Below are 17585 nucleotides of genomic sequence, written 5' to 3'. Positions count from 1 at the left end.
AAATCGCTCTACGACTGCTTTGGCCGTCGCGTGTGTAGCGCATCCGTCAGGTGCCGGAGCATTGCGGCCGTTCCAGTGGAAGCTTTCCCGTCTCTCCGAACGGCGCTTCATGGCCAGTTTACCCCTGTCGACTAACGGCGAGTCCCGGCAATCAATTGCCTTCTGATAGATTGCGGAAGGGGACCACAGTCTGGATCGTCGTCGAGCCTGATCGTTGGGTGAAGCCCGCCCGCGGCGCGACATCGGGCAGGATCCGGCCATCGGTCGTTGCGCCATGGACCCGGCCCGTTGTCGCGCGCACTGCCGCAACAATGCCGTCCAGAAAACGTGCGTTGTCCGCCGGGAAGTCCCCGTCCAGCGCCACAACCTCGCCCATGATCGCGCGCACCGATGTGGCACTCCATTCGATGCGGGTCGTCCGACGCCCCTTTCAGAACAGCGACGCCTGACGCGGATCGCGCGCGGGTGGTCGCGAGGCGGTGGCCGCCTTGCGACTGCGCGCGGACGCGCGCCGCTGTGCGACGCGACGTAAATGCGCGATCAGGAACACGGTCTGCATGCCCATCGTGAGCGTGAGTGCAAAGAGTCCGATGTCGCCCGGGATGCCCGGACGGTATGCGCGCAGCGACGGCCGCAGCGCACGGCGCCGGGCGCGAGCGATTAACTGACTGCGGCTCATCCCGGGCCAGCAGTCAGCCATGAACTGGCGGACGGTGGCGGGCAGTGACTCGGGGGCGACGTCGCCGGGCAACGCCAAAGCAACGAGTTCAAATGCATCAGCCATCGTGGGACAGCGCTCCTTCTCCAACGTCGTGCGAAGCAGACTGGCGAACACTGCTGCCTGCGGGCTTGTGAGCCCGTATCTGCGATCAGTTCGGATCTTGCCACAAGTCGCCGCAGGAATACTGCTGGAATCTGCGCCTGACGATGCACCATTGTTTGCGCCACCGCGTTCATGTAGCAGGAGGCACCCATGCCTGCAACCGCTTCCTGTCTCCATGCACAACCAGGCCCCCGCGCTGGATGACGGCAATACGAGCGAGGCGTTGCTCAATATCGCCACCTGATTGGGACGTGGCACCGGTGCGAACCCTCCATCTGGCGAACGCATGCGACGGGAGGCGCGACCCCTGAAAGTTGCAATCTGCAAAAGGTGAGCTAAAATCAGGTGCATTCTTCACCAAATGATCGCTCACCATGCAAATGGAAAGCTGGGTAGGAGCAATTGAGCGTGAATGGCATCAGTTGCTCCGCGCCGACCCTACACTGGATGTTGAAAAGTTTTCCCGTCACGTCATTGCGGCAAACAAGACGGGCTTCCTGTCGCCCGAGTCGCTCGCCGTCATCGCCAATGCCCTTCTCACCAGTACGCTCAATCGCGCGCCGCATCTGGGCCGCTGGCTGCTGGAGCGCATCGGCGCAAACCGGCATCCAGCCTGGCGGATGGCAATGGCCATTTCGCTGGTCACACCAACGGGAGGCGACGCGGACTTCGAGAAAGGTAATGCGATTTTCGAAGATGTGATGAAGGATGAGACCGCGGACGGCCATCTTCGCGGCATGGCCGCCGCCGCGCTGGCCGATAGTGCACGGCTGGGGCGGGGCATGCAGGCGGACGTGAGCCGCGCGCTCTCGCTCTATGAGCAGGCCATCAAACTGGGGCATAAGGCCTCGGCACACAATCTCGGGCTTTTCTGGGAGGGCGCGTGGGGTGCAGAAGACAGGAGCGCTATCCCGGACCGCACGAAGGCCATACAGAACTATCGGCGCGGTGGAGATGACATACGTTGCCAACGCCGTCTGGCAGCGCTGCGCTGAAACTGCCCCACCGCCCGCGAGTTGAGCCCGGGGTCCCGTCACCTTGCATCTCGCGAGGATTTGCATTCCAACAATGCGCGCCCTCGAATCACGAAGGACGGAGAATCTCTCCTCCGCAAACCTCGCTGGTATCCATTGACCGGAGCATGCGTCGGGTGCCTGATCTCGCCAGTCCATGATGCCAGTCGCAAGGGGAGGATGTGCCGACAGTGATCGGTCTGTGTCGTCATGAATGCGCCCGGCGAAGCGTGAGGTTCTGGCGACATACGGAGCGGACGGTTTCGATCCGGGCACCAGCAAATGCGGCATCAGTTTGCCTGCCGGCGCATATCTGCGACCACGCGCAACGCGTTTGCACGGCGTCAATCGGCAACAGGCTTTCCTGATCGATACCATCGACGCGGTTCAGCATGGTGCTGTGTGCGCTTTCGTAGCACTTCGGAGGTCAGCTGGCTCATGGGTCGGCGACGATATGAGCGCGAATAATGCCTGGTAACCCGAATCATTTCGACCTGAAGAAATCGAGCCAGGCCTTTGCGCCGCTGATTGCGCAAGCGGCCCCTGTTCCTGACAGCCGACGGATCAACCGCTGTCGGGAGGTATGACGCTGAACTTGAGAGAGCCGGCGAATCAGTCTTTTATCGCCTGCCTGATATCTGAAGGTTTACTGTGATCGGCGGAAGGGAGACGATGCGTTGCCTTACAGGTCGAACTTAACCAGACTGCGGCTGGAAAATGTGGACACTGACTCAGTACCGAGCTATGGCCCGACTTCCCGCGTATGTTTTCGCCCCACGGCGTCGCTGACGCGTCAAATACCAGCATCGCCTCATCTATAATCGCCCGGTCAGCAAACCAATGATCGCATGGAGCCTCCTTTATGAGTCAACCCCGCGGAGGATATGCGGGATCCCGTGACAGCGGCCAGCGTAAATCTCGTCGCGCGAAGCAATCTCGGCCCAGCCGGCAGAGACCACCGTACGTCAATGCGCCTGCTCGAGACTCCGCCCAGACTGCCTCCATTTTCAAGACACGATCGTTCCAGTTTCTGGTCGATACGGTGGGTGCAGAGAATATCGCCCTGGGACTTGGATCGAACATGGCGCGGGTGGCAGAACTGACGAAGGGCGAAAGGTTCACGCCCGAGACCGCCTTTCACATGGAAACCACGCTTGGTTTGCCTCACGGTTTCTTTGACCAGCCCAATCCTGCGCTCGCGCCCGAAACCATCGCCCGCCTGAAATCACCACTCGATTTCGTCCAGACCGACGACGAACCGGAAGCCGTGTCGGAAACACCCATGCCGCCTTCCGTCCTGAACGGCGGCCAGCAACCATTTCTTGAAGACAGTTTGTCTGGGGAAGCACAGATGCCGAAGAAAGCAACGGGCGGGTCGCCCAAGGCCGTCAGGAATAGTCGAAACCAGGCGGCCGAACCACCTGCTCCTCAGGCGCCGCAAAAAGGCGCGTCCTCGAAGCACAGGACATCTCCGGCAACAACCCAGCAGCAAGCGCTGGCATTAGACGACAGCACCACGGTCGAGACCATCCGGCGCGCTAACCTCCACATTCTCACGGGTCGCAACGGATCGAAAGCAAGACTGGGTGTAGTCATGGCGATGAGCGGATCCAACATGGCCCATCGGCTATATGGCAAGAAACGCCTGGACGGTGTCGAGGCAAACCGTTTCACGGAGCGACTTGGTTTGCCAACTGGCTGGCTGGACACGCCGCGCTCGGAAGCCGATATTCCGGAGTCGGTGTCGCGTTTGCTTACCCCTGCTTCGCGCGGTCGTGCATCCATTGAACAGCACGAGCCGCTCGCGGCTGCAACGAAGGATGGCGTGCCAGAGAGACCCGTCGACGCGAAGGCGCACAAGGGGCGCACGCGGGTGGGCGTCCGGACCGGTCCGGAAAGCTCCCCACCCGCTTCGGCGGATATGGCAGCCGAAAAACAACCGGTAATCGCCCGCCAGCGGGATCATGATGGCGATGCCCTTGACGTGCTGGCGGGTCGCTCACCTGAAGAAGATGATGGCGAACTCCCAGCAGCCACACCGGCAACCCAGGAGTCGCTCCCAGTCGCTGCAATCCCGGAGCAGTCCTCCGTGTCGCTCCCCGCTTCCGTGACTAGCCTGGACAATCTTCACGGTATCGCGCCGATCGCGGAAGCCTTGCTCAAGACACTGGCAGGTAAGGCACGCTCGGGTCGACTGGACGAACTGAAGGCGCTGGAGCTATTGCAGCAGGCAGTCCTCCTGTGAGTCGGTGGCGACGTGCCATGACCTGTTCTGCAATGACATATGAAGCGCATCGAGGCACCCCGGCCTCGGTACGCGCGAGAAATCGCGCGGTTCCTGATCGATGGTGCCCCCGGCTCAATGGTCGGGGAAATTGCCCTGGCTTGTCGGTCCGACCCGGGTGCATCAGTTTTCGCATCGCCCTGCTTTCGATCTGCCTGATCGGTTCGCGTGTCAGGTGGAACCGTGTACCCAACTCGCCGAGCGTATGGTTGGACGCGATATCGATCTCAAAAGAGCATCCGTAGGACCTCCGCGCACGCGACGACGGCAACAGCACATCGAGCGCCTCATCGATCGCGGCAAGTACAGAAAGCATGCCCACCGCCCTCCGGAGTGAAAAGAACCCTTGACGATCAGTTATCCTTAATTGATCTCTCCAATCTTTCTGTGACCGCCGGCAAAGGCTGCCATGACATTCCACCCGGATCCACATCCGGAACAGCTGACCTCGCAGTGCCGGCGAGGAATTGCCTGAGGCGACGTTCCGCGCTCACTATCGGGTCTGTCGGCGGAAACTGGCCGAGCACAACAGACGCGAAGTGACTGCACGAGCGTCGCGATGAAGCGGTCAGTTAAACCGTTGCCACTCGCAGATTCACCGCTACTAGGCGTTGGACACCCCTTCTTCCGGAACGGCGGCGACAGGCGACGCGTCGACCAATGCAGCCGGAACCACGATGCCTTGACCTTCTGCTGACGCGGAGTCGACCAAGGTTTGGGGTAGCGCCTTCGATGGCTTCACTCCCAAGTCGCGCAGCATTTCCGCTTGTCTTATAACGTTTCCCTTCCCGATTGCCAGTTTGTTATGCGCGGAATCGTAAGCCTTTTGCGCCTGCCCGAGTCGGGACCCAACAAGTTGCAGGTCTTCAACGAATCCACAAAGCTTGTCATACAGTTCTGCTCCGCGTCGAGCGATATCCTGTGCATTTCGGCTTTGAGCTTCCTGTCGCCAAAGATGCGCAACGGTGCGTACGACGAAAAGCAGAGTTGACGGGCTCACCAGCAGCACGTTGCGGCGCCATGCGTCCATAAACAACTCGTTATCGTTCGTTACAGCTAACATGAACGCGGGTTCGATGGGTACGAACGCAAGAACAAAGTCGAGAGACTTGCCGTACAGAGCTTGATATTGCTTGTCGGAAAGCGATTTGATGTGGTTTCGAATCGATTCGACATGTTGCCGGAGCGTGACGACTCTTTCCTCGTCGGACTCGGCGGACGCGTACCTTTCATAGGCAAGCAACGATACCTTCGAGTCCACGACGAGTTTTCGTTCCTCAGGAAGGTTAATCACCACATCGGGCTGCGCGCGAGTGCCATCCTCCCGCACCTGACTGTCCTGGACGTGGTACTCATCGCCCTTTCGCAGGCCCGACGCCTCAAGTACCCGTTCAAGAATCAGCTCGCCCCAGTTGCCTTGTGTTTTGGTGGACCCCTTCAGCGCTACCGTCAGGTTTTTTGCATCCTGACTGAGCGCTTGATTCAGCTCCACCAGTTGACGAACCTGAGTGGACAGAGCCGACCTGTCCTTCGCTTCCTGCACGTACACTTCTTCAACCTTCCCTTGGAATTCGCTCAGCCGTGTTTTCAACGGCTCGAGCAACAACCCGAGATTGGTCTGGTTTTGCTCCGCAAACCGTTTCGACTTCTCCTCCAGAATTTCTGTGGCGAGGTTCTTGAACTGGTCGCTGAGTGTCTCTTTTGCCTGCAGTAGCAGATTCAGCTTCTCCTCAGCGTTCTGCCGTTCCGCCTCGGTGCGCGTCCGAAGCTCAGTCAACTCGTCGGTAAGACGTGCGAGCTCACCTTCCGCGGTGGCTCGTGAACCTTTCACTCCGACGAGTTCGTCTCGAATTAGTGCTGCGGCCTGCCGTTCCGCTTCCAGCTCTGCCAACAGTTTCCCATTTTGGCGGCCACTAGATTCGCGCAACTCCGTCAATTGGTTGTCAACGCTGGAGAGCAGTGCCAGCGTGGCTGCAATTTTCCCCTCAAGCTCGGGGATGCGCGTCGCTTGCTCTTCCAGCGCTGCCTTGCGTTCGTTCACATCTTTGAGGGTCGTCGCCGTGGTCTCAAGCTTGTGCGCCAGCACCCTTGAATCGTCCTCAAGCTGTTTCGTCTGTTCGGTGAGCGACGCCACCAATTGCTGCTTTTGTGCCTCACTAGCGGAAACCTGCCTCAACTGCTCTACGCTGCTGCGAACTTCCTCCCGAAGATTCTGGATTTCCTCTTCCAACGCGGGAACTCGGGACGACCGCTCCGTGAGCCGTGCCTGTTCGCCACGCACCTTGTCCAGTTCTTCGCGCATACTGCCTGACTGGCGTTCATGTTGCTCCAGCGCATCGCGCGCGGCACGAAGTTCCTCGGTTGTTGCTCGTAGCCGTTCTTCAAGCTGCGTGACCTGGACCTGTGACGCGGATTGTGCCTGCGAGACGGCCGCCTGCACTCGCAAGCCATCCCGACCGCGCGTCAGTATCCAAGCAATCACGGCGCCGACAATCAAACCCACTACCAATATTGCAGAGCCTACGAGCAGGTCCATACCGTTTCCCCAGTAGATAGCGTCTAGGCCGTCTTGTGTACGACTAGCCCCCGTGGTAACGGGAACTCAAATCCGCAATCCTCTTGTCGAAGGCGGTAGTCAAGCACTGCATATCAGAACAGTCCTGTGCAACTTGTGCGAGCCACCGCTCCTGCTCCGTACGCACTCCTACGTCGGCACCGCCAATTCGACTTTGCGCGGCCTCGTATTCCTCCAGCTCTCTCTGGTAAATCGTCGCGAGAGCGGGACTTTTGCAGATGTTGTTGCCAAGGAACGTTCCGTCGTCGTGGCACGCAGTTTGCGACCAGCTATTCACAATGGCGGGTGCCGACTCAGCAGCAGCGCTAACATCGACAGGCACGGATGGAGCAGAAACGGCGGCGGATTGCACCACTTGCTCATTCGAACTCAAACTCACAGATGCGTCAGACGCATTGGTTTCATCCGAAGCCGGAATTGCGAGAAGGGTGGCTGACGCTGATTCTGCGCTAGCTGCAGCAGACGTAATGATGGTTGAAGAAGCCGGCACGGACGCGGTCGCCGTATCGTCCCGTTGCTGGTGTTCGTTAGAAGAAGATAGAGTGCCGACCACCATCGCAACAATGCAGATTCCGACACCCCACATGACTCGCTTCCTAGCTTGACGAAAGTTTCGTGTGTCCGGGGCGTTGTTCTTGTAACCCGTCTTGAATCGACGGTCTACCTTCCGGCCATCCACAAACCCTCCGACACCCGCCAAAAATGTGCTCGCGCCGACCAGCCAGAGAATAATCAATAGCATGTTCATATTGAGATATCGCCTATTCGGTTACCCGCCTGAACACAACCTGCCGATGACGCAACGGTTCAGGGGCACAGGGCCTAACTAACAAGCCAGAAACACGAGGGACATCGACTTTCCATTACCTTCAGGGTCGTTCTGCAAATCTTGCAACGGGGAATGCCGCTTTCATCGTCCGCGACTTTTCCTTTCGCAAAGGCGTTCGACTGCGCAGGAGCGCACGTGTTGCAGGTCTTCGAGTTCCTTGACCAGCATTTGCTGACACAGACAAGCTTGCCGCACTTTGAGCATCTACGTCGCGGCGCGTGCGGAATGCAGCCACACTGTTCGCATCGTTCTTTCATACTTTGCCGTCTTTCAATGTGCAACTGGCGCCAACGAACCGACTCCTAGCTTTCGGGTTCGATACATCAAAACTCAAGTGCCTCGATGAACCCTAAGCGCTTTTTAAGTCCCAGGATTCGACCAAGCACGCTCCAACCTGGTCCTGCTTATCGCGCTGAGTTTCCGAAGGCCGATTTCACGGGCCATGGCCAACACACCCGAATCCTCGTCATGTCCCGCCTCTCGCATCTCGGACGCGAGCGCCCGCAACTCGGTTAATGAAATCTCATCCACCGAACGCGCCGTACCGTCGACGGGACGCCGAAACCGGACTACGTCGGACGGGTTTCCGCCTTTAGGCCAGAAGAACGTACCGACGTCTTCAGCCTCACTTCTGTAATGCTGCAACGCCAGGCGAACGACCCGTTCCTGGATTCGTGCACCTGTGCGCACCCATCCGTGAACGCGGGCAATGCGGCGCGCGAGAACCTCATCACGTACCGGACCCTCGACGCTCACCACGTGCTCAATCATGCTGAGTAATCGTGGGTTGTACGCCATATCGAAAAACGCTTCGGCGTCAACCTCATGACCGGTCACCGTCAGGTCCACTTCGATGAATCTTGTGTCCACCGCATCATTGTTGGAAGCAACCGAGGCGTTTCTCGCGTACGTCATGGGCGACGCAATGATTGCATCAGCGTTTTCTACGGATGTATTCGAGCCTTTGACATTGTTCTGCGAAGAACGCGTCGATTCTGCATCAGAGGTCGCCATCGCGTCTGCGATGACCTTTCGAGCAAGGCCGCTGGCGTCTTCAGCAGTTTTAGCCCGGACAGCCCGTTGTTCCACAAGCAGCTCGTCAAGTTGCTCATGAATCTTTGCGACAGTGCCAGGCATATCAATCCACCAGTCAGTTGACCAGATTCTCAGGATTTCCCAGCCAAGACCTCGCAGCACCAGCTCCCGCAACTTGTCCCGGTCACGCGCTGTAGCCGAACGATGGTAGGTGGCACCATCACACTCGACGCCAGCGAGGTATCGTCCAGGAGCGTCGGGGTCCACCACGCCCAAGTCAATCCGGAAAGCCGAAACACCCACCTGTGGATGCAGGGTCCATCCTTTTTCGGTAAGCGCGTGCGATACAGCCTTTTCGAACGGGCTTTCGAAGTCGCCAACACTACCTGAGACAGCCTCGCCTAAAGCACGCGCGCCACGGTCGGCAAACTCCAGGAAATGCTTCAGGTCGCGTACTCCCAGAGCCTGCGTTCTCGACAGGTCCATCTGTTCGGGGCGGAAGCTACCGAACACGCGAAGCTCCTGGCGAGCACGGGTGACGGCAACGTTCAGTCGACGCTCCCCGCCTTGCTGGTTCATCGGGCCGAAGTTCATTGGCATGGTGCCGTCGATACCCGGACCGTAGGTGATGGAGAAATACATAATGTCGCGTTCATCACCCTGCACACTTTCCAGGTTCTTGACGAAGACCGGTTCCAGCTGTGTCTCGAGGAAATACGGCTCGATGGACGGGTCTTTACGCCGCTCCTCGTCCAAAAGGTCTTCGATAAGCGATTGTTGCTCACTGTTGAAGGTGACTACGCCGATGGTCAACCCGCTATCGCGGAATCCCGGTGTCTTCATCCGTCCAACGAGGTCGGCAACTAGGGCCTTTGCCTCCGGCTTGTTTGTTCGCGCACCACCACGTTCGTACTGCCCGTTCGCGACGTGGTTCAAGCTGACAGCACGGTCGTTTGTGACCGGGCTCGGGAATGTCACCAAGTCCCCGTCGTAGTAACGATGATTCGAGAATGCAATCAGGCTTTCATGGCGGCTGCGGTAGTGCCATGAAAGCTTCATGGTCGGCAGATTGGCACCGATGCACTCCTCGAGAATGCTCTCAAGCTCGGTTTCGACGTCTGTGTCGTCAATGTCTGACTCCGCGCGGTCAAAGAAGCTTGTCGGCGGCAGCTGTTTGGGGTCACCAACCATGATGACCTGCTTCGCACGCGCCATTGCGCCAATAGCGTCCCATACTGGAATCTGTGATGCCTCGTCGAAGATGACGACATCAAAGTTTTGTGTTTCGGCCGGCAGATATTGCGCAATCGATAGCGGGCTCATGAGAAGGCACGGCGTCAGGCGCATCACGGCGCTAGAAGCTTGAGACATCAGTTCCCGGAGAGGCAGGTGGCGAGTCTTCTTTTGCATCTCGTAACGCAGCAGGCCCCACTCGGAGCCTCGCGAGACACGGTCTGGCGAAGGATGCCCTGCCGACAACTGCGCTCGCACCCACGCTTGGGTAAGGCTGATGAATCGTTCGTCGAGCTCTCGGAAATCGCGAATGCGTTTCTCGTGCTCTGCAGAAACAAATGTGCGCAAGACGTCGTCGACGTCCACCACCGCGTTCAACCACCAACGACAGTAGTCCGTCTCAAAAGCTTCTTTCACTCGTCCAAGCTGAATTGCGCCCTGTTCGACACCGGTCACGACAGGAGCGAGTCCTACCGCGAGAGCCGCCGCGCGAGTTTTCCGCCACGCACACCATGCATTCAGCCGATTCGAGGTGGCAAGAACGTCGCTTGCGCGTGCAGCCAGCTCCGTAGGAAGAAGCACTCCAAGCGTCGAGTTATCAGACCCTTGCAAGCCGCTTGCGACGGTGAATTGCGCGACTGCCTGGTTAAACGCCTGAAGTGCCTCGGCATAGATACGCCCCGCACCCACAATCGCTCCCGTTGGCTCAAGCAGGACATTGCTATCGCCGAGCAGCAAGGAAATCGGGCTCTTTACTGCTGACAGTACTTCAGGCGAACTTGCCAATGATGCCAGCGCTCCCGAGAGTGCTTCGAAGAAGCCCAGAACTGGTTCGATGCCCTCCAGTTTTGTCTGCAATCCGTTCCAGAGTCCGCCGGTCTTTGCGGAGAGGTCGTCGACCTCATTGAGACGAGCAGCAAGGGCGACCAGTTCGCGCATCTTCTTCAGGTCGCCCGCCGCGACAGCACCCGCACTGCCTCGTTCGATAACGCCGAAGCCGTCATCCTGCCAGTGGCTGCGAGCCACTGCTGCTGCAAGCGCGCCCTGAAAAACGACGTATGTCTTCGCGACAGCCAAATCCGTTTTGTATCCAGACCAAACCGCATCCGTCTCAGCTTCGAGTCCAGACAGGCGATTGATTACCTGGTCAATCTGGCGAAGCTCGCGCATGCGGACGAGGTCTTCACGTGCGGTGTCGCCACACTGGCCCCGGCTTACCGGGTCAAGACCAATGTCTTCCCAGGCTGCGCGCACACGAACCTGTTCGAGAGCAGACTGGAAGCCGAGGGATGCCCGTGCAATGTCGAGCTCAGTTTTGAGACCCTGCCAGGCGTTCGATGTCGGCAACGACAGGTCATCAAGAGCTTTGATTTCGTCCTGAAGAGCGTCAATCTGGACTAGGCGTTCGATGTCGTTGCCGATATCCGGCTCGCCTCCACCGGTCGACAGTTCCACAAGCTTTTTGGTCAGCGAGCGGCGACGCATCATGCTCATTGGCCAGGATGACTCCTGCAGCTCACGCCAATCGCGTTGGAGCTGCTGCACCGTTGGCGCCGAAATACCCTCTCTGTATTTGAGCGACAACTGGCCAAGCAGGTCCTGGCGTTTTCTCAGCAGTTCGATGCCAGCCGAAAGACGCGAACGCAAAGACTCATTCCACGGATGGGAAAGCCGCGACTGAAGTTCGTGATAGCGTGAGAGCTGGTCAATACCCAGCCGTAAATCCTCGAGGACCTGATTACCCCGCGGCGCCGAGAGCGACGCGTGCAGTTCGCGATGGCGCTCCACGAGCGGTTTTGCGACGCGCAGGTTGTCGGCGATTGTTTTCGCATCCGGGCGCAGAACAAATTGCCAGTCGTGACCGGAAGCGTCTGGCAGCGTCACGGACAAGAGCCACAATCCTTCTCGAACACGTGGGTCGAGAGGAAGATGTGGCAAACCGACGGCCGCACGCAACTGTTCAGCTGCCGCATCGAAGCGGGCGACAGCCGAGCCAATGGCTTGAGCCGATTCAAGAAGCGCGGCCTGCCACAGCGGGGACCATTCACATTGAACAATGTGAGCGAGCGGGCCGGAAGTTAACTGCCCCTCCCCCATCACTTTTGCGTGGACGTCCAGCAACTCAGCCGTCTCGCGCAGCGTTCGCATCGCGACCGAATCGTGAACCCTGGCAGATGGCCAGGAGAGCCGCAGGGCCGGCAAGTCATGTCCTGCGACAACGCGCCCGATTGCCTCATATACGCTTAGTCCATTTGGATATCGAACATGCAGGCGTTCGACATATCCATTCAGTTGGTTCCGCAAGCCCTCCAGGCGTGCGGCTTCAGCATCCCATTCGTCCGGTGCCAACGCTGCCGCCGAATCCCACGAATTACGGAGCTGTTCAAGCACATCTGTCTTTCGAGCTTTGCTCGAGTGCAATTCCAGGCAGAAATTGCCAAGACCTACATCGGCAAGGCGTCGATACACAACATCAAGCGCCGCCATCTTTTCTGAGACGAAGAGCACGCGCTTTTTTTCCGCCAGACACTGAGCGATGAGGTTCGAGATGGTCTGACTCTTCCCGGTTCCCGGAGGCCCAATCAGAACGAAGTCCTTCCCCTTGCTTCCTGCCACCACCGCTGAAAGCTGCGACGAGTCGGCCGGCAACGGGCAGAAGGTGCTCTTTACGGGGAGCTCGACGTCGAGTTTTCTGGCGTCCGGAAACTCAATCGTGCTCTCATAGGAATCTCGCGGCGTTTCGATGAGGTGTCGTACAACCGCGTTCTGCTTAAGCTGCTCGGTTCGCTCGGTCAAATCCTTCCACATCAAGTATTTCGCGAACGAGAAGGTTGCGAGGACGACGTCTTCAACGACTTCCCATCCCTTGATGTCCTTGATGGCGCTGGACACAGTCTTCCAAATACCCGTCACATCAAGACCAGAATCGTCTTTTGCTAGCTCTGTATCCTGGATGCCCAGCTCCAGTTCGAAATCCTGACGCAGCATCTCGATAAGCGTCGGGTTGAAACGCGGCTCGTCATCGTGTAGCGTCAAGCTAAACCCGGAGCGAGCGCTACGACGCTCGAGCGATACCGGCACAAGGATGAGCGGCGCCCGGTACTTCTTGTCATCTTTCGCGTCGCGTGTCCAGGATAGAAAGCCCAACGCAAGATACAAGGTATTAGAGCCGCCCTCCTGCAGGTTTGTACGCGAAGTCCGGAAAAGCTCGACAAGCCGAGTGTCCATCTCGTCCTGCGACAGTCCGACGAACACTTCTTTTCGCTTCAGCGCATCGAGCGCATGTGAACGACGAATGTTTTCCCGCTCACGGGCTTCGTGAATAGCCTGACTGCGAGGGTCGTTGCCGTCCATCAGGTCGGGACGCGTAAGCAACTTGATGGCGTGGCCCTCCGCCAAAAGATCCTCAAGCTGCCCGGGGTCCGGCGCGTCAAGCTTCAGTGATTTTTTTCCTGCCTTGAAACTGAGCAGATTGTTTCGAAGTGACAGGTCAAGAAGTTTCCGCTGCCAACGAGTAAGCCGATCCTCTGGACGTTCGACAGCCCTATCATCCGCAGGACCTTCCAGTTCCTCCGGCAATTGCGGTGCGACTTCAAGTTCTCTCTCAATGTTCGTTGCTTCGGTTCCGACCGTCCCGCGTTCAATCGCCTGCTCGCTAGCGAGCGGCTTGATGCGCTGCAGTCGAGCACGCCGGATGTCGACGGCCAGCTGAAATTTATGGTCCTTTTCTTCGGAAATCTGTTCTTCGCCATTGGCGATGGCGAAGCTGAAGGCGGGATAGGGGCGGTGCGTGAGCATTGTCGACTCAAACAACACCATTTCCTTCAATTTCACGCGCTTGCGAAGTGCCGTGACATCGTCGACGACCGATGTTGAGAACTCTTCTCCTTTCAGCCACACGCCCGGAAAGGCATGCCCCTCCGTAAAGACCAGCACAGCGTTGAGACCGGCCTGTTCAAGTGCCGCACACATAAACAAAGCAAGGTCGAGACAGGTTCCAAGGCCCGAATCGGCAATCTGGCTTGGGCTACGAACCTTCTGGCCGGCCTGTTCGAAGCTTGCAGGCGGCAGCGAATAGTCGATGCCCATCGACCCAATCGCATTCCAGATAGCGGATGCCAACTCCCAGGCGCGGCGGGCACCCTCCTGATAACCGTTAATGGCACCCGATTTGCCAGCTTTGTGAAGGACGTCGGCGGCCTTCTTCAAAACTCGCTCGACTGCTGGTTCGTTCGGCTGGACGAATGCTGCAACCATATCGGGTAAAGCCGATAGGCCGCCCCATTGATTGCGCGGCAACAACTCGACGGTAGATTCGAATGACGCGAGCTCGACAGGTTCGGCGAGCCCGGCCGTAAGCTTGAACGTTATCAGTGCCTTTTCTGACTCCGTCAGACGACCAAGAAGCGCGCCGTCGAGCGAAAGGTCGAGCTCACTGATACGTATATCTTTTCCGGCGACGACGTGGTCCAGGTGCCAGGTCTTGGGCTTGAAGAATGACGGCTCGGAAGACGCAGTAAGGCGCAACTCCTTGATGTCATCGGCGGTCTCATTGGCGAGCGAAAGCTCATGGACAACCGGGATGGCGTTCTGGAAGTCGGCCAGATTTATCTTGCTAGCGAGCGTGGCCTTAATCTGCACGCAACGCGGCTCCTCCGGCGCGTCTGCCGGCTCGACAATTGTTTCGTTCATCTGGCCCCCAAACTTCCGCTTGCACGTCTTCTCTCGATTTGATTTTGACGACGACCTACCACGTTCCATCCGCCGAAAAGGCAGCGAGAATACAGGCTTTTTGAGGAATGAAGGTATGCCCTTACCGCGACGGTCGCGCCCCGCCACATAATCTCACAATGCCATAACGGAGAGTGATAGTGCGCGCCAAATATTCACAAAGTCATCGACGAGAAGCCTGAGCTTCAAACGCGCTAAATGCTGGCGGACTGAGATCAGAAAATCGAATGGAAGCGGATGGCAAACGATTGCGAGCATCACGACAAACGCAAACGATCTCAGGGACGTTGGCTTTATGCACAACGCATAGACCACAGACCTTATCGTAGATTGGCCCAGACCGTGCGCTCGAACAAGGACTGATTCATGAGCGTTCCACTAGTAGGCTGCAGCGGCTGGGAGGCCACACGCAGCCTGCTCGTTCCGCGCGGTGACTAATTCGAAGCTGCTTTTGTCCTGACCGCACTTGGCTCGCCGGTCTGCTTGAACATCTCGTCCATCAAATCCTGAACCACGCCGTCGGCGTTCGGAAACTGATGTAACACGGAATTCTTCCAGTGCCCGGATGCGATAAGACCACCGCTCGGCGCCTTGTAGAAGCGAATGTCCATAGCGCGCAGATACATGACGATATCCCAGTACCAACTGTCGGTGTAGGTGACGTTCATGTCCGCTTTGTCGCACGCAGGTGCAACCGATACCGATACACCATGATTTTCCAGGTTGCGTTGAATTGCTGCATCCATGTCGGCGGACCTGCCACCGTGGGCGGTAAAGCATGCTGATGTCATCGGTGAGTTCTTCACTTGAGGGCCAGCGGTGACATTATGAGTTGTCGAACAACCCGGAAGAACGACCAGCGCCGCGACGGCGACGCCAAAAGAAAGCAGTGTGCGCATTTCATTTTTCCTGTTTGAATGCAGAGACGGCGCTCTGAATATCGGCAGCTACGTCGCGAACTTGACCGAACTGGAGGCCTGGTCTGCTGAAGTCGATTAGCATGCGTTATCGTAGAACGACGATTCCTCCGCACTACCATCCACTGGGTAGTCCCCGCGCTGGCCAATCCATCTTGGATGATGCGGCGCGTTCCAAAGAGCGATAACTCTTCGACGGGGTCCCTGAGCTTTGGGTTCTAGGAGTTCAACTAACACACGGCACAAGTGCAGTTCCTCACAGCGTTCGCGTTACGCCGCCGTTAGTAATGCTGTGTTACCAATCTCGCGCCTCCGTTTCACATGTGTCCGACATCGCCCCTTACACTCCGAGCGGTAGTCACTGACATTGCACTCAATGTGCGAGGAGTAGCGAAGATGAACAAGAAGATTCTTGGCGCAGCACTTGGTCTGGCGGTTCTGGCTGCATCAACTGCAGCATCGGCGCAAGTAGACGTCGCCATCGGATTGGGCGTCCCCGGAGCCGTATATGCGCCGGCAGAGCCAGTCTACGCACCGCCAGCTCCCGCCGTGTATGCTCCCGCACCGGTCGCCGTCGCGTACGGCGGTGACGACTGGCGAGCCCGCGAATGGCGCGAACGTCGCGAGTGGCGTGAACGTGAATCGCGCCGCCAAGAATGGCGCGAGCACGAGTGGCGCGAGCGTCGTGACTGGCGCGGGTATTGAAACCACACAATAAGGCGCCACATCCGAAAAATTCAAGCTCGGAGTACCTTCGAATGAAAGCTGGCCCGATAAGAATCGCCCTCATTGCAACTACGCTGGCCCTCGCAACGGCAGGCACGGCAAACGCCGCAGGCTGCCTCAAGGGCGCGGTGGTAGGCGGGGTCGCTGGGCATTACGCAGGGCACCACGCTGTCGTTGGTGCGGTCGGCGGCTGCATGGTCGGCAGGCACCTCGCGAAGCAGCACGCTCAACAGCAAGCCGCGCAACGTCAGGCGGCGAGGGCACAATAAAACGTCGTCGACTTGGTGCACCCGGCGGAACCAGTAAATCGCTGGTCCCCCGGGCACCTGACAACTACGTTTAGGTTTAGGCCATCAACTCGGCGTCAGACTCGACTGTGACCACCGGAGCGGGCATGGTTATGCTCTGGCGTGGCGCTTTTTTTGTCGGCGCCTTCTTAGCTGGCACCTTCGCGCTCTCGGCCTTCCTGGTGGCAGTTTTCTTCGCCGTCGGTGCCTTCTTCGAAATAGCCTTCGTGACCGCCGGTTTCGCGTCGGCCACCGTGCTGCCGCCCGCAATCAAGAACTTCGACCGGTCCTTGACCGATGCCAGCCACGCCGGCGCGCGCCCACGGCCACTCCACGTTGCCCCGCTCTTGGGGTCACGGTAAAGCGCCGGCTGCGGACCCTTCGGCTGGCCCTTGCCAATGCGCTGGGCAATCGTCTTTGAGGTCTTCTTGACCACAGTCTTCGCCTTGGTAGCAGTGGTCGGCATTATCGTCATCGTTCCGCCGTCTACCAAAAACTTATCGCGACTCTTCGCCGTCGCAATCCAGCTGGGTGCGCGGCCATGTCCCGTCCAGGTCGCGCCGGTTTTTGGGTTACGGTACTTCGCGGCGGTGACGCTCTTCTTGCCAACAGGCTTCGCGCTGCCCTTCGTCGCGCGCTGCTTGCCTCCAGCATGACCATCGATATCCGCAGCGGTCAACCCGTGTTTCTCCATCAGCTCGCGGATAACCTTCAAAACCTTCGCGGTTTCCCTTGTCGCCAGAGCGTCCGCTTGTGCCTGCAGCTTTTTCATCTTCGCCTGAATTGCTTCCAAAGTCGTTGCCATCAAGTGGCCTCCTTACGAATGTGGTCGCACTATGCCATGGTCAGGTGGGAAAAGGCTAGAGCATTGACTTCGACGGCAATCTGCTGGGCATTGCAACGCGATGCTGCGTTTTAGCGAATGCATCTCTGTGTTAGTCCTTACCTCGGACATCTTTTGTTGGTTCCCCGTTGCGTCGAACGCTCCTGGTTCGGCGGATAACAGTAAGCGCCCGGTCATCCCATCTTGAGTCACGGTGAAAGTCTTGGGAGCATCGTGTTCACTTAAATAGGTGGACACGTGAACACTATTGAAGAAGCAGCGGCACCTAGCCGTCGACGACGCCGGCGC

The 17585-nt window shown here is 58.3% G+C and carries 12 protein-coding genes; 4 read left to right on the top strand and 8 right to left on the bottom strand.

Going from position 1 to position 17585, the window contains the following annotated elements; translation table 11 throughout:
• Positions 1 to 151: 151 nt before the first annotated feature.
• Together AB3X96_RS37965 and AB3X96_RS37960 are read right to left on the bottom strand one after the other, a co-directional pair.
• Positions 152 to 388: a hypothetical protein gene (locus tag AB3X96_RS37965; protein ID WP_368593784.1), complete on the bottom strand. Its 237-nt coding sequence runs from the start codon at positions 386 to 388 to the stop codon at positions 152 to 154.
• Between the two features lie 42 nt (positions 389 to 430).
• Entirely contained in the window at positions 431 to 784 is a 354-nt protein-coding gene (locus AB3X96_RS37960; RefSeq protein WP_368593783.1) for a hypothetical protein, read from the bottom strand.
• A gap of 413 nt (positions 785 to 1197) precedes the next feature.
• On the opposite strand from AB3X96_RS37960, the gene AB3X96_RS37955 reads away from it, so the two are divergent.
• Complete coding sequence (locus AB3X96_RS37955) at positions 1198 to 1818, top strand: sel1 repeat family protein (protein WP_368593782.1); 621 nt, start codon at positions 1198 to 1200, stop codon at positions 1816 to 1818.
• Positions 1819 to 2698: 880 nt separating this feature from the next.
• Positions 2699 to 4081 (top strand): hypothetical protein, encoded by a 1383-nt coding sequence (locus AB3X96_RS37950; RefSeq protein ID WP_368593781.1) that lies wholly within the window; start codon positions 2699 to 2701, stop codon positions 4079 to 4081.
• On the opposite strand, the gene AB3X96_RS37945 is transcribed toward AB3X96_RS37950, so the two are convergent.
• From AB3X96_RS37945 to AB3X96_RS37925, 5 genes are all read right to left on the bottom strand, one after another.
• Complete coding sequence (locus AB3X96_RS37945) at positions 3996 to 4436, bottom strand: sigma factor-like helix-turn-helix DNA-binding protein (RefSeq protein WP_368593780.1); 441 nt, start codon at positions 4434 to 4436, stop codon at positions 3996 to 3998. The genes AB3X96_RS37950 and AB3X96_RS37945 overlap by 86 nt on opposite strands.
• Positions 4437 to 4724: 288 nt before the next feature.
• On the bottom strand, positions 4725 to 6656 hold the full coding sequence (gene rmuC / locus AB3X96_RS37940; protein WP_368593779.1) for a DNA recombination protein RmuC: 1932 nt from the start codon (positions 6654 to 6656) through the stop codon (positions 4725 to 4727).
• Between the two features lie 43 nt (positions 6657 to 6699).
• Positions 6700 to 7443: a hypothetical protein gene (locus tag AB3X96_RS37935; RefSeq protein ID WP_368593778.1), complete on the bottom strand. Its 744-nt coding sequence runs from the start codon at positions 7441 to 7443 to the stop codon at positions 6700 to 6702.
• 441 nt (positions 7444 to 7884) lie between these two features.
• Complete coding sequence (locus tag AB3X96_RS37930) at positions 7885 to 14484, bottom strand: DUF3320 domain-containing protein (RefSeq protein WP_368593777.1); 6600 nt, start codon at positions 14482 to 14484, stop codon at positions 7885 to 7887.
• A 473-nt stretch (positions 14485 to 14957) separates the two neighbouring features.
• On the bottom strand, positions 14958 to 15422 hold the full coding sequence (locus AB3X96_RS37925; protein WP_368593776.1) for a hypothetical protein: 465 nt from the start codon (positions 15420 to 15422) through the stop codon (positions 14958 to 14960).
• Between the two features lie 414 nt (positions 15423 to 15836).
• Here AB3X96_RS37925 and AB3X96_RS37920 point away from each other — a divergent pair, with 414 nt between their 5' ends.
• Both AB3X96_RS37920 and AB3X96_RS37915 read left to right on the top strand, forming a co-directional pair.
• Positions 15837 to 16145, top strand: a complete 309-nt coding sequence (locus AB3X96_RS37920; protein WP_368593775.1) for a hypothetical protein — start codon at positions 15837 to 15839, stop codon at positions 16143 to 16145.
• Positions 16146 to 16198: 53 nt separating this feature from the next.
• Positions 16199 to 16435, top strand: a complete 237-nt coding sequence (locus AB3X96_RS37915) for a hypothetical protein (protein ID WP_368593774.1) — start codon at positions 16199 to 16201, stop codon at positions 16433 to 16435.
• 76 nt (positions 16436 to 16511) lie between these two features.
• On the opposite strand, the gene AB3X96_RS37910 is transcribed toward AB3X96_RS37915, so the two are convergent.
• On the bottom strand, positions 16512 to 17258 hold the full coding sequence (locus AB3X96_RS37910; RefSeq protein ID WP_368593773.1) for an H-NS family nucleoid-associated regulatory protein: 747 nt from the start codon (positions 17256 to 17258) through the stop codon (positions 16512 to 16514).
• Between the last annotated feature and the right edge of the window lie 327 nt (positions 17259 to 17585).

This window comes from Paraburkholderia sp. BR13439 (assembly GCF_040948805.1).
GTDB lineage: Bacteria > Pseudomonadota > Gammaproteobacteria > Burkholderiales > Burkholderiaceae > Paraburkholderia > Paraburkholderia youngii.
The sequence above is the reverse complement of the archived record's forward strand: the minus strand, read 5'-3'. Positions and strand labels throughout refer to the sequence as shown.

What these genes read in the sequence shown, in the direction of transcription:
- AB3X96_RS37925 (WP_368593776.1), bottom strand. Translation starts at nt 15,422, where the DNA reads ATGCGCACACTGCTTTCTTTTGGCGTCGCCGTCGCGGCGCTGGTCGTT.
- AB3X96_RS37950 (WP_368593781.1), top strand. Translation starts at nt 2,699, where the DNA reads ATGAGTCAACCCCGCGGAGGATATGCGGGATCCCGTGACAGCGGCCAG.
- AB3X96_RS37930 (WP_368593777.1), bottom strand. Translation starts at nt 14,484, where the DNA reads ATGAACGAAACAATTGTCGAGCCGGCAGACGCGCCGGAGGAGCCGCGT.
- AB3X96_RS37955 (WP_368593782.1), top strand. Translation starts at nt 1,198, where the DNA reads ATGCAAATGGAAAGCTGGGTAGGAGCAATTGAGCGTGAATGGCATCAG.
- rmuC (WP_368593779.1), bottom strand. Translation starts at nt 6,656, where the DNA reads ATGGACCTGCTCGTAGGCTCTGCAATATTGGTAGTGGGTTTGATTGTC.
- AB3X96_RS37910 (WP_368593773.1), bottom strand. Translation starts at nt 17,258, where the DNA reads ATGGCAACGACTTTGGAAGCAATTCAGGCGAAGATGAAAAAGCTGCAG.
- AB3X96_RS37960 (WP_368593783.1), bottom strand. Translation starts at nt 784, where the DNA reads ATGGCTGATGCATTTGAACTCGTTGCTTTGGCGTTGCCCGGCGACGTC.
- AB3X96_RS37945 (WP_368593780.1), bottom strand. Translation starts at nt 4,436, where the DNA reads ATGCTTTCTGTACTTGCCGCGATCGATGAGGCGCTCGATGTGCTGTTG.
- AB3X96_RS37920 (WP_368593775.1), top strand. Translation starts at nt 15,837, where the DNA reads ATGAACAAGAAGATTCTTGGCGCAGCACTTGGTCTGGCGGTTCTGGCT.
- AB3X96_RS37915 (WP_368593774.1), top strand. Translation starts at nt 16,199, where the DNA reads ATGAAAGCTGGCCCGATAAGAATCGCCCTCATTGCAACTACGCTGGCC.
- AB3X96_RS37935 (WP_368593778.1), bottom strand. Translation starts at nt 7,443, where the DNA reads ATGAACATGCTATTGATTATTCTCTGGCTGGTCGGCGCGAGCACATTT.